The following is a 12208-nucleotide window of genomic DNA, read 5'->3' on the forward strand; positions in this document are numbered from 1 at the left end:
CCCGCTCGGCCGGGCGGTCCGCTACTTCCGGGAGGCCGGGGTCCCGGCCTGCGCGGTTCTCGCGGTCTGTGCGCTCTGCGCGGTCCTGGCGAGCCTCGGTCCGAGCCAGCGCTTGAGCCTGCGCATGGACTCCAGCCGCCCGGCGGCCTTGTCGAGCCGGTAGTACAGCTGGGGCGGGACGTACGGCAGCAGGGGCGAGTGGCGCTGCCCGAGCAGGGCGAACATCTGCTCCGGCGGCAGGTCGATGTAGCGGGCGAGGTTCTCGTACCACTGGGCGCTGTGGCGGGCGGCGCTCTGCGGGGTCAGCAGGGCCGCCGTACGGTCGCGCTCGTAGCGGGCGAGGGCCTGCGGCAGGACGGGGCACTCCCGCAGGGCGTCGGCGAGGGCGAAGGCGTCCTCCAGGGCGAGGGTGGTTCGCGCCGCATGGAGTAGTGGGTGGTGTGGGCGGCGTCGCCGAGGAGGACGACGTTGTCCCGGTACCAGGTGCGGTTGGTGAGGGTGCGGAAGGTCAGCCAGGGGGCGCCGCCGTCGCCGGAGGCGCGGCCGATCAGGGGGTGGCCGTCGAGGATGTGCGCGAAGAGTCCCTCCAGCCGTGCCGTTCCGTCCGCGTCGTTCGCCCGGTCGAGGCCGAGACCGGTCCGGGTTTCGGGGGCGCATTCGATGACGCAGGTGCTCCGATCGGCGCTGAACGGATAGCCGTAGCACCAGATCCAGCCGTGGCCGGTCTCCACGAAGGCGAAGGTGAAGGAGTCGAAGACCTTGGTGGTGCCGAGCCAGACGTAGGGGTTGCGGCCGGGCGTGAGCGCGGCGCCGAAGTGCTGTGCGTGACGGGTGCGCAGGGCGCTGTGCACGCCGTCGGCCGCGACGACCAGGTCCGCCTCGGGCAGTTCGTCGGGCGTGATCTCGCGCTCGAACTCCAGGCGTACGCCGAGTGCGCGGGCGCGTGCGGTGAGGATCTCCAGCAGTTTGTGGCGGCCGATGCCGTGGCCCGCGTCGCCGGGCTGACGGGTCACCAGGTCCCGTACGTGCGCGACCCCCTGGTTCCAGCGCACCGAGTGCTCCTCCACGGCGCGCGCCGACTCGGGGTCGCGGGCGTGGAGTTCGTCGAGGAGACCGCGCCAGTACGTGACGCCCCAGCCGTAGGTCGAGCCCTCCGGGTCGCGTTCGTGGACGGTGATGTCGTGGGACGGGTCCTGCCGCTTGAGCAGGATGGAGAGATACAGGCCGGCGGGCCCGCCGCCGACGCAGGCGACCTTCACGCACACCCCCAGAAATGACGAACTGTGGCTGATTGACGACGCACAGTAGCAGCGGGCGGGGGTGGTCACGGTGGGCCCTTCTTCGTAATTCCGTCACTTTCTCCACGTGAGCCACACCACTGGCGGAGCCGTCGCCCGCCAGAGATCACCGAAAGGGCCCCTTCCAGGGCAAGGAATTGCCCGTTCCGCTCGACGGGGCCCGCACCGGAGAGCAAGATCATCTTCATTTAAGATTGCACGGCTTGTTATCGATTGTCCGGATCGCAGCCAACCCGTTCCGTGGGATTTCTCCCGCCCTCCGGTCGGCCGATAGGCATGCGGGGTCGTCAACCGAACGCACCCCAGGAGGTCCCGCATGCCGGAACTCAGCCGACGTCGCGCACTCACCACCGCGGCCGCCCTCGCCGCGGCCGCCACCGCCACCGGCACGGCCGCGGCGCACTCCATGCACGCCACCCCGTCCGACTCCCCAAACTCCCCCGGTTCCCCGGCCTCGTTCGACGAGGTCTACAAGGGACGCCGGATACAGGGCCGGCCCGCTGCCGGGGGCGGGCACCACGGCGGCGGTCACCACGGCGGTGGCTACGCGGTGTTCGTCGACGGTGTGGAGCTGCACGTGATGCGCAACGCCGACGGCAGCTGGATCAGCGTGGTCAGTCACTACGCCCCGGTGCCGTCCCCGCGGGCCGCCGCCCGCGCCGCGGTCGACGAACTGCAGGGCGCACGGCTACTGCCGTTCCCCACCAACTGACCGACCAGCAAGCACACTTGGAGCACCACGCACATGACCGTCCGCAAGAACCAGGCGTCCCTGACCGCCGACGAGAAGCGCCGTTTCGTCGCCGCCCTCCTCGAACTCAAGCGCAGCGGCCGCTACGACGCCTTCGTCACCACGCACAACGCGTTCATCATCGGCGACACCGACAACGGCGAGCGCACCGGCCACCGTTCACCGTCCTTCCTCCCCTGGCACCGCAGATTCCTGCTGGAGTTCGAGCGGGCGCTCCAGTCGGTGGACGCATCGGTGGCGCTGCCCTACTGGGACTGGTCCGTCGACCGGTCGCCGCGATCCTCGCTGTGGGCGCCGGACTTCCTCGGCGGCACCGGGCGCAGCCGGGACGGGCAGGTGACGGACGGCCCGTTCGCCGCTTCTTCCGGCAACTGGCCGATCACGGTGCGGGTCGACGGGCGGACGTTTCTGCGGCGCGCGCTCGGAACCGGCGTGCGTGAGCTGCCGACGCGGGCCGAGGTCGACTCGGTGCTGGCGATGTCGACGTACGACATGGCGCCGTGGAACAGCGGGTCGGACGGTTTCCGCAACCATCTGGAGGGGTGGCGGGGCGTCAACCTGCACAACCGGGTGCACGTCTGGGTCGGCGGCCAGATGGCCACCGGGGTCTCCCCCAACGACCCGGTGTTCTGGCTGCACCACGCCTACATAGACAAGCTGTGGGCGGAGTGGCAGCGCCGGCACCCGCAGGCCGGGTATCTCCCGGCGGCGGGGACGCCGGACGTGGTGGACCTGCGCGAGACCATGAAGCCGTGGAACGACACCACTCCGGCCGACCTGCTCGACCACACCCCGCACTACACCTTCGACACCGCCTGACAGAAGCCGGGTTGGCCGCCGAGGCCTCGGGTACCCGGGTGCCACGTACCCGAGGAGAACGAGGAGGAGACCGACCGTGACGCAGGTCGAGGAATCCATCGAGGTCGGTGTCCCGGTGCACACCGCCTACAACCAGTGGACGCAGTTCGAGACGTTCCCCGAGTTCATGGACGGGGTGGAGCGCGTCGAACAGCGCTCCGACACACTCACCCACTGGGTCACCGACGTGAACGGGGTGCACCGGGAGTTCGACGCGGAGATCACCGAGCAGATCCCGGACGAGCGGGTCGCCTGGACGACGGTGAGCGGCGAGGCCCGGCAGTCCGGCGTGGTGACCTTCCACCGGCTCGACGACGAGCACACGAAGGTGATGCTCCAGATGGCCTTCGAGCCGGAGGGCCTCGCCGAGACCGTCGGCGACAAACTCGGCTTCGTGAAGCGGCAGACCAAGGGCGATCTCCAGCGCTTCAAGAAGTTCATCGAGGAGCGCGGCCTCGAGACCGGCGGCTGGCGCGGCGCGGTCGTCTGACCGGCGCCACCGCCTCGGCCCGTACGGCAGCCGTACGGGCCGAGGTCACCCGGCGGCCGCGGTACGGCACTCCGGGTGGCCCCAGCCCTGATCGTTCTTGGCGATCGGCTCGCCCTGCGCGTAGGGGCGCCCGCACACGCAGCGGCCGGGGAACTTGGCCTTGATCGTGCGGGCGGACGAACCGCCGGGCCGCCGGGCCGAATTGCCCCCGGTGGCCCCTCCGGCGCCGTTCCCGCCGTTGCCTTGCGGCGTACTGCGGCCTTCGCCGGGACGTCGGGGGGCCGACGGCGGCTCGGGCGAACCGAGGGCGCTGCCCGCCGGCTCCTGCACGATCGCCGCCTGACTGGCGGCCCGGTCCGCGAAGTCGTTCAGCCTGTCGCCGTCGACCTGGTGGGCGGGCACGTAACGGAACTCGACCGTGCGGCCGCCGAGCAGTTCGTCGATGCGCACGACCAACTCCCGGTTGGCGACCGGCTTGCCAGCGGCGGTCTTCCAGCCGTTGCGCTTCCAGCCGGGCAGCCAGGTGGTGACGGCCTTCATGGCGTACTGCGAGTCCATGCGGATCTCCAGCGGTACGTCGGCGTCGACGGCCGCCAGCAGGCGTTCCAGGGCGGTGAGTTCGGCGACGTTGTTGGTGGCCCTGCCGAGCGGACCCGCCTCCCAGCGGGCCGGGGCCTCGGAGGCGTCGGAGATCACCCAGGCCCAGCCCGCAGGACCGGGGTTTCCCTTCGAGGCCCCGTCGCACGCGGCCACCACTCGTTCACGCATGCGCACGATCATGCCATGGCCCGGCGGTGCGCCCGCCCAGGCCTAGACGACGTCCCTGGTCTGCGGCATCTCGCCCTCGGTGGTGGTGACGTCGATCACCGAGAAGTCCGCCCCCTGCGGGTCGGTGAGGGCGGCGAACCGGCCGAACGGCGTACCCATCGGGCCCAACCTGAGCCGGCCGCCGAGTTCGGTGGCCTTGGCGACGGCCTCGTCGCAGTCGGGGACGGTGAAGTAGACGTTGACGTAGGACGGGACCTGGGGCGGGAAGTCGTCGCCCATCTCCATCCGGCCGAGGACGGGGTCCTCGCCCAGGTCGTAGAGGCGGAAGTCGCCCCCCTCGTCCTCCATCTGCTTCTGTCCGTACCCGTAGACGGCGGAGAAGAAGGTGTCGGCCTTCTCCGGCTCGCGGGTGAAGACCTCCGCCCAGGCGTACGCGCCGGGCACGCCCATCGCGTCGAAGCCCTCGTGGCTGCCCGCCTGCCACACGCCGAACACGGCGCCACCGGGTTCGCGGGCCAGGCACATGGTGCCGAACTCGCCGACCCGCATCGGCCCCATCAGCACCTCGCCGCCGTTCTCGCGGATCCTCGCCGCGGTGCCGGCGGCGTCCTCGGCGGCGAGATAGAGGCACCAGGCGGACTGGCCCTCCTGTCCGGGCATCGGCGGTACGACGGCGGCGACCGCCTTGCCGTCCGCGTAGGCCTGGGTGTAGTTGCCGTACTCCGACGACGACTCGCCGAAGGTCCAGCCGAGGACGTCGCCGTAGAAGCGCTTGGCCCCTTCCACGTCACTGAACATCGCGTCGGCCCAGCAAGGGGTTCCCTCGGGTTGCACGGCCATGGTCGCGGCCCTTTCCGGTGAGAGCTGTCGGGTGTCCGGTTCCTCACGCTAGTCACCCGGCCGACCCGTCGCGCGCCGAGCATCGGCCAGGCCCTATGTGCCGCCGGGCGGACCGTCCTCCGTGTCCTTCGGGGTCCTGCCGTAGGGGGCCTCGCCCGCGGTGAGGTGCTCCAGGACCTCGACCAGTTCCTGACAGGCCTGTTCCACCGAGCGGCGCGTGTTGCGCTGTTCGGTGATGACGGCCGAGAGCAGCAGGGCGGTCAGGGCCATCGTGCCGTTGAAGGCCTGGAGTTTGCTCATGACCTCGACGCGGGTCAGCCCGGCGAAGGGGCCCACCCCGTCGGTGGCCGCGACGGTGGCCAGGACCGAGGTGACCAGGGCGCACAGCATGCTGCCGGCGAGCTGGAAGCGCAGGGCCGTCCAGATCAGCAGCGGGTAGACGAGGAAGAGCAGGCTGACGTGGCTGTTGGTGGCCAGGGGGATGAGCGCGAGGGCGATGACGGCCAGGCTCACGGCCTCCTTCCAGCGGGTAAGGGGCGGCGGTCGGCGGGCGGCGTGCACGACGAGCAGGACGGGCGTGACGATGAGGACGCCCATCGCGTCGCCGACCCACCAGGCCAGCCAGACGGGCCAGAAGGCGTGTGCGGGCAGCTGGTCGGTGATGAAGAGGACGCCGACGCCCACCGTCGAGCTGAGCAGCATCGCGGTCAGCGCCCCGAGGAACACCAGGGCGAGACCGTCGCGTAGGCGGGCGAGGTCGTTGCGGAAGCCCACCCTGCGCAGCATGAGGTAGGCGCAGACGGGGGCTGCGGTGTTGCCCGCCAGGTTGAAGACGACGGACGGGCTGAGCGAGGTGAGCGACAGGATGACGAGCAGCGCCCCGAGGGCGATGCCCGCCCAGCAGCGGAGCCCCAGGATCAGCAGGCAGGCCACGGCGACGCCCGAGGGCGGCCAGATGGGGGTGAAGATCGCGCCCTCGACGACGAGCTGACGCAGCAGGCCCAGCTTTCCGGCCGCGTAGTAGCCGACCGCGACCGCCGCCGTCTCCGCGGCGAGGACGGCCGGCCGACGCAGATCGCTGGTGCCCACCACAGCAGCCATCAGACACCGGGCCGGTGCCGACGGCGAGGCGGGAGGCGGACGGACCGGCCCTATGGCTGAACGGGTCGCCGCATCGACCAGGGCCCCGCCGGTCCCCTACCCGGCGCACGTGCCGGGTCGACCAGGGCCCCGCCGGTCTCTACCCGGCGCGCGTGGCGCAGTGCCCCGACGTGCGCGTCGACCGGGACGGCCGCTCGGCCCCATGGCTGTACGGGCCCGCCTCCTCGACCAGGGCTCCGCCCGCCCCCTACCCGGCCGTGCCCGACGACCAGCACGGCGCTCGGCCTCATGGCGGTAGGGGCCGCCGCCTCGACCCGGGCCCCGCCGTCCCCTACCCGGCGCGCGTGCTGTCGTGCCCGACGACCAGGACGGCCGCGTCGTCCTCGTGCCCGACGACCACGATCACCGCTCGGCCCCACAGCCGCACGGGCCGCCACCTCGACCAAGGCCCCGCCGTCCCCTACCCGGCGCGCGTGCCGTCGTGCCCGACGACCAGGACGGCCGCGTCGTCCTCGTGCCCGACGCGCTCGGCGCCCTTCATCACGGCGGTGGCGAGGGCATGGGCCTCCAGGCCGGCGACTGCGGCGATGCCCGCGAGGCGCACCACCTGGTCCAGGCCCTCCTCGACGCTCATCGACGGCCCTTCCACGACGCCGTCGGTGAGCAGCACGAACACCCCGCCCTGGGTGAGCCGGTAGCGGGTGACCGGGTACTCCATCCCCTCCTGGACGCCGAGCGGTGGTCCGCCCTCGTCCTCGGCCACGCCGGACCTGCCGTCCGCGGTGGCCCACACGCACGGGATGTGACCGGCCCGGGCGCTCTCCAGTACGCCGGTCGCCGGGTCGAGGCGCATGAAGGTGCAGGTGGCGAAGAGTTCACCGCCGAGGGAGATCAGCAGATCGTTGGTCAGGGCGAGGAGTTCACCGGGCTCGCTGGTGACGGAGGCGAGGGCGCGCAGGCCGACGCGGACCTGGCCCATGAAGGCGGTCGCCTCGATGTTGTGGCCCTGGACGTCACCGATGGACAGGGCGATACGGCCGTCGGACATCCGGAAGGCGTCGTACCAGTCACCGCCCACGTTGAGGCCGTGGAACGCAGGCGCGTAGCGGACGGCGATCCGGTAGCCGGACGCGGTGGGCAGGTCCCTGGGGAGCATGCCGCGCTGGAGGGCGATGGCCAGTTCGACGCGGGAACGTTGCAGCTCCGCCCGTTCGCGCGCCTGGGCGGTGAGCGAACCGAGCCTGGCCAGCAGCTCGTCGCCGTCGTCCATCGGGCGCTTGCGGGACATGGCCTCACTCCGGAGAGGACGGTACCCCCTTCGGGGCGAACCTCGCGTTTTACGTTTACTGGATGATACCGACATATCCATCAACGCTGACGGTCCGGAACCGTCCGGGGCAATGACCAGGGGACCGGTCGTGGTCGTGGCTCGCAGGCGTGCGCGCACGGCCTGCGGCGGCTTCCACGCCGGGTGCACGAGAGGCGCAAGCCGGTCCGGGCTGCCATCGAGGGCCGGAGCGGGAGGGACGGGACGTGTGGCTGCGGCTCCCGGTCCGGGCTGCCATCGAGGGCCGGAGCGGGAGGGACGGCACATGTGGCCGGGGCTCGGGCGACGGCGCGTTCCGCTCGCTGCACCGTCGCCCGATGCCGCAGCACGAGGCTGCGTGGGCCTGTGCGTCAGCCGCCGAGGGCCGTCATCACCACGTCCCTGGCCTCCTCCTGCACCTGGCGCAGGTGGTCGGGGCCCAGGAACGACTCGCCGTAGATCTTGTACACGTCCTCCGTGCCGGAGGGGCGGGCCGCGAACCAGGCGTTCTCGGTGGTCACCTTGATGCCGCCGATGGCCGCGCCGTTGCCGGGTGCCTCGGTGAGGACGCCGGTGACCGGTTCCCCCGCCAGGGTGTCCGCGGTGACCTGCGCGGGCGAGAGCTTGGCGAGCAGGGCCTTCTCCTCGCGGGTGGCGGGCGCGTCGATACGGGCGTACGCCGGCTCACCGAAACGTGCCGTCAGGGCCGCGTAGTGCTCCGACGGCGTCTTTCCGGTGACGGCGGTGATCTCGGAAGCGAGCAGCGCCAGGATGATGCCGTCCTTGTCGGTGGTCCACACCGAGCCGTCGCGGCGCAGGAAGGACGCGCCTGCCGACTCCTCCCCGCCGAAGCCGAGCGAACCGTCGACCAGTCCGTCCACGAACCACTTGAAGCCGACGGGCACCTCGACGAGACGGCGGCCCAGGTCGGCGGCCACCCGGTCGATCATGGAGGACGACACCAGGGTCTTGCCGATCCCGGTACCGGCCGGCCACTGCTCGCGGTGGGCGTAGAGGTAGGAGATGGCGGCGGCCAGGTAGTGGTTGGGGTTCATCAGGCCCGCGTCCGGGGTGACGATGCCGTGCCGGTCGGCGTCGGCGTCGTTGCCCGTGGCGATGTCGAACCGGTCTCGCCGGCCGATGAGCGAGGCCATCGCGTACGGCGACGAGCAGTCCATGCGGATCTTGCCGTCCCAGTCCAGCGTCATGAACCGCCAGGTGGGGTCCGTGAGCGGGTTGACCACGGTCAGGTCGAGACGGTGCTCCTCGGCGATCCGGCCCCAGTAGGCGACCGAGGCCCCGCCGAGCGGATCGGCGCCGATGCGGACGCCCGCGGCGCGGATCGCGTCCAGGTCCAGGACGGCCGGCAGATCGGCGACGTAGGCACCGAGGAAGTCGTGACGGCCGGTGCCGGGGGCGGCGAGCGCCTTGCGGTAGGGGACGCGGCGTACGTCCTTCAGGCCGGCCGCGATGATCTCGTTGGCGCGGTCCTGGATCCAGGAGGTGGCGTCGGAGCCCGCCGGGCCGCCGCTGGGCGGGTTGTACTTGAACCCGCCGTCACCGGGCGGGTTGTGCGAGGGGGTGACGACCACGCCGTCCGCGAGGCCCGTGGTCCGGCCCCGGTTGTGGACGAGGATGGCGTGCGAGACGGCCGGGGTCGGCGTGTAGCCGTCGGCACTGTCGATGAGCACGCTCACGTCGTTGGCGGCGAACACCTCCAGCGCCGTGACCCGGGCGGGCTCGGACAGGGCGTGGCTGTCGGCGCCCAGGAAGAGGGGGCCGTCGGTGCCCTGCGCGCCGCGGTACTCGCAGATGGCCTGGCTGGTCGCCGCGATGTGGTCCTCGTTGAACGCCGTGTTCAGGGAGGAGCCGCGGTGCCCGGACGTGCCGAACGCCACCCGCTGCGCCGGGTCGGCGGGGTCGGGGTGCAGCGCGTAGTACGCGGTGACCAGTCGGGCCACGTCGACGAGGTCCTCGGGGCCGGCCGGCGACCCGCTCGTTCGTGCTGCATGGTCCGTTCCTCCGCATAGGTTGATCCGTCGCTCGCCGTCTTATCTTTCCTCGTCAGGAGGCCGGTCCGCGAGGGGGCCCCGGTCCGCGGCGGGGGGCGGGGCGGCGCGCGGGGCGGCGCGGATCAGTGTCCCGAACCGTGCCGGCCGCCGAGCTGGTCACGGTGGCGGGGGTCGCCCAGGAACCTGTCCACGTCGAAGACGGGAGCCGACCGCACCTCGTCCTTCGTCCGGGAGACCTGCACGATGCGGGCCTCGTGGTCGATGCCCATGACGGAGTCCGCCGGGAGCACCACGTCCTTGCCGAGGAACCAGATCCCGGTGTGCACCACCATGTGCAGCCGGCCGAGGTCCTTGGTGTACTTGCTGACCTTGCCCACATGGCCGTCCGTGCCGTCCACCTGGTATCCGGTCAGGTCGTCGTCCGGCGTGTGCCCGGCGGTCGGGACGCTGTGCCCTCGGTACTCGCTCACGGTGTCCTCCATGGGGTTTGTTTCTGCGCTCTGCGCTTCTGTGCTGTGTGCTGTGTGCTCTGTGCCGTGTGCTTCTGTGCTGTGTGCTTCTGCGTGTGCCCGGTGTGGCTCGCGGCAGGCGTTTCGGAGAACGGCTTCGCTGTTTTCGCCCGCTCTGCTCGCGTGAGCGATTCGGCAACGGTTGCCGAAGTTTCCGCCGAGGCGTTTCCGGAAGCGGTTCCCCGCGTCTCCCGTTCTCCCGCGGCCGGGATCAGACGTCGGAGTCGATGCCGGTGACCGCCGCCGGCCCCAGCGGGGCGTCGCTCTCGTCCAGGCCGGACTCGCGCAGGGCCGACTGAGCGAGCAGTCGTGCGCTCTCCTCTGCGTGCGGCGCGGTGTCCGCCTCCACGGTGAGCCGGATGGTGAACGTGTCGTCGTCGTTCAGCGAGAGGGTGTCGAGGTCCTCGCTGTTCCCCATCTGCGTGCGGTGCGGGTCGGCCGGACTCAGGGAGCGGCTGATCCGGGACCGGGTGTCCGCGTCGACGTCGGTGGTGAAGGTGCCGGGAACGCTGATCACGTAGGTCGTCATGACGATCCTTTCCTGGGTTCTCTCCCGCCTACCCCGACTCCCCGCAGCCATGGGAAAAAGCGGCGGAACCCGCCGGATGGCGGGGCGTTGCGCGGAGGTCGAGCCACACCTGACAGGTGCCGGCCGGGGCGGTGCCCATGACGCGGCGAGCGGCCGGGACGGCTCCCGTGACGCGGCGAGCGGCCGGGCCGTCGCCGCCCTGGCCGATCACCGCGATCCCGCCCCTGCCCGCCTCTCGCCACGCCCACTCACGCTGGCCACTTCGACACTTCGACCCTTCGACGTCACCGTGCCCGTCACCGTCCTCACCGCCCCTGTCCCCGCCGTCCCCCCGTCCCCCGTCCCCTTCATCGACGCCGCCTCCCGGAGCGGCTCGACCTGCCGTGCACCTGGGGCCTCCTGCCCTCCGGGGCGACCGCTTCATCGGTCCCGACCGGTACGGCATTCCCGGCCCGCGCACCGCCGAGCCGTCCCTGACCGTCACCGGGCGGTCCGGCGACGCCCCCGCTGGTCCGGAGAGGACGCGGGGGGAGACGGCGTCCGGGACACCGCCGCCTCGACCGCGGGAGCCGCACCTTCCGACCGCCCGCGCACACGCCCGAGCGGCCGCCCCGGCACATCGGGGCGGCCCGCTCCACGCGGTCGGCGGGGCCGGGCCCGCGCTCGGTTTCAGCGTCTGCGGCCGCGCGCCGACCAGCCCGCGCCGATCCCGCCGAGACGGAGGGCGAGCAGGGTCAGACCGAGCAGCATGATGTTGGTGGAGGTGAAGGTGTCGTTGGTCGAGATCTCCGCCGCGTTGATCAGGAAGGCGATGAAGAACCCCACCGCCGCGATGATGGCCAGCACGATGTGCGTCCCTTCGGGGGCAATTGGGTGCGGGTGGTGTCGTGGGATGCGGAGGTCGGCTCGTCGGGGTCGGTCGCCTTCCTGATGCCCCGTCCGGGCCGGGACACCGCGAACCACGCGGAACCCCACGGAGGTCGTACGGGTGTCTGAGTAGGCGTACTCAGGCGCGGTCGCCGTGCCGCCACCAGACTGGGCCCACTCACCCTCCCCGACCGGAAAGGGCCCTCCGTGCTGACCCGTGCCGCCTCCGTCCTGGTGCCCTTGTTCGGACGCCTGACCGTGACCAGCGAACTCAGGATGCGCCTCTCCGCGGGGACCATCTTCGCGGCGAACCACGACTCCCTGGCCGACCCCGCGGTCGTGCTGGCCGCGCTGCGCGGGCTCGGCGTGGAGCCGGTGGTGATGGCGACCGCGGGGCTCTGGCGGGTGCCCGTGCTCGGGCGGGCTCTGGCCCGCGAGGGCCATATCCCCGTCCACCGCCGCTCGGCACGCGCCGCGTACGCCCTCGACGCCGCCGCCGATGCCCTCGCCGGGGGACGGCACGTCCTGCTCTACGGCGAGGGCGGGCTGCCGGACCGCAGGGACGCCGCGCCCGGCCCGCCGGAGGCGTTCCGCACCGGACTGGCCCGGCTGGCGCAGGTCTCCGGCGCGCTGGTGGTGCCGGTGGGTCACGCCGGTGCCCGGCGGATCACCTCGGGCTCGACCGCCAAGCAGCTGGCGGGCGCCCTCACCGCCCCGGTACGCCGTCCCCGCTGCCACGTCCACGTCGGCGCCCCGCAACGACTCCCCGCGGAGGCCCACACCGGCACGGTGGCCGCCCGCACCGCCGTCACGGTCGCCTGGCGCACGGCGGCCCGAGCGGTGGGCGAACGGGACGTGGAACTGCGGCTGGTGTAGGGA

Annotated in this window: 11 protein-coding genes and 2 pseudogenes; 4 read left to right on the forward strand and 9 right to left on the reverse strand. The window is 72.1% G+C overall.

Going from position 1 to position 12208, the window contains the following annotated elements:
* Positions 1-21: 21 nt before the first annotated feature.
* Positions 22-1259 (reverse strand): annotated as a pseudogene (locus BM536_RS16870) (FAD-dependent monooxygenase).
* 355 nt (positions 1260-1614) lie between these two features.
* Between BM536_RS16870 and melC1 the strand changes: the two are divergent.
* The 3 genes from melC1 (at position 1615) to BM536_RS16885 (ending at position 3397) form a co-directional block, all read left to right on the forward strand.
* Complete coding sequence (gene melC1 / locus BM536_RS16875; protein ID WP_073494606.1) at positions 1615-2010, forward strand: apotyrosinase chaperone MelC1; 396 nt, start codon at positions 1615-1617, stop codon at positions 2008-2010.
* 33 nt (positions 2011-2043) lie between these two features.
* Entirely contained in the window at positions 2044-2868 is an 825-nt protein-coding gene (gene melC2 / locus BM536_RS16880; protein WP_073494608.1) for a tyrosinase MelC2, read from the forward strand.
* Positions 2869-2944: 76 nt separating this feature from the next.
* The gene (locus tag BM536_RS16885; protein WP_073494610.1) at positions 2945-3397 is read left to right on the forward strand and encodes an SRPBCC family protein; all 453 of its coding nucleotides are present in this window, start codon (positions 2945-2947) and stop codon (positions 3395-3397) included.
* Positions 3398-3442: 45 nt separating this feature from the next.
* Here the strand turns inward: BM536_RS16885 and BM536_RS16890 are convergent, their stop codons facing one another.
* The 8 genes and pseudogenes from BM536_RS16890 to BM536_RS16925 form a co-directional block, all read right to left on the reverse strand.
* Positions 3443-4177: a ribonuclease H family protein gene (locus BM536_RS16890; RefSeq protein WP_094103084.1), complete on the reverse strand. Its 735-nt coding sequence runs from the start codon at positions 4175-4177 to the stop codon at positions 3443-3445.
* Positions 4178-4207: 30 nt separating this feature from the next.
* A complete protein-coding gene (locus tag BM536_RS16895; protein ID WP_073494612.1) occupies positions 4208-5005 on the reverse strand; it encodes a VOC family protein in 798 nt (265 codons plus the stop codon).
* A 93-nt stretch (positions 5006-5098) separates the two neighbouring features.
* A complete protein-coding gene (locus tag BM536_RS16900; RefSeq protein WP_211362890.1) occupies positions 5099-6106 on the reverse strand; it encodes an MASE1 domain-containing protein in 1008 nt (335 codons plus the stop codon).
* Positions 6107-6566: 460 nt separating this feature from the next.
* Positions 6567-7394 carry a PP2C family protein-serine/threonine phosphatase gene (locus tag BM536_RS16905; protein WP_094103085.1) on the reverse strand — a complete coding sequence of 276 codons (828 nt, stop codon included), beginning with the start codon at positions 7392-7394 and terminating at the stop codon, positions 6567-6569.
* Between the two features lie 389 nt (positions 7395-7783).
* Positions 7784-9423, reverse strand: a pseudogene (gene pgm / locus BM536_RS16910) (phosphoglucomutase (alpha-D-glucose-1,6-bisphosphate-dependent)).
* A gap of 123 nt (positions 9424-9546) precedes the next feature.
* Positions 9547-9894, reverse strand: a complete 348-nt coding sequence (locus BM536_RS16915) for a PRC-barrel domain containing protein (protein WP_245873525.1) — start codon at positions 9892-9894, stop codon at positions 9547-9549.
* 250 nt (positions 9895-10144) lie between these two features.
* On the reverse strand, positions 10145-10462 hold the full coding sequence (locus tag BM536_RS16920) for a hypothetical protein (RefSeq protein WP_073494618.1): 318 nt from the start codon (positions 10460-10462) through the stop codon (positions 10145-10147).
* Between the two features lie 669 nt (positions 10463-11131).
* Positions 11132-11308, reverse strand: a complete 177-nt coding sequence (locus tag BM536_RS16925; protein ID WP_170109917.1) for a hypothetical protein — start codon at positions 11306-11308, stop codon at positions 11132-11134.
* A 228-nt stretch (positions 11309-11536) separates the two neighbouring features.
* Here BM536_RS16925 and BM536_RS16930 point away from each other — a divergent pair, with 228 nt between their 5' ends.
* On the forward strand, positions 11537-12205 hold the full coding sequence (locus tag BM536_RS16930; RefSeq protein ID WP_094103087.1) for a lysophospholipid acyltransferase family protein: 669 nt from the start codon (positions 11537-11539) through the stop codon (positions 12203-12205).
* The last annotated feature ends 3 nt before the right edge of the window (positions 12206-12208 follow it).

It is taken from the genome of Streptomyces phaeoluteigriseus (assembly GCF_001896135.2).
Lineage (GTDB): Bacteria > Actinomycetota > Actinomycetes > Streptomycetales > Streptomycetaceae > Streptomyces > Streptomyces phaeoluteigriseus.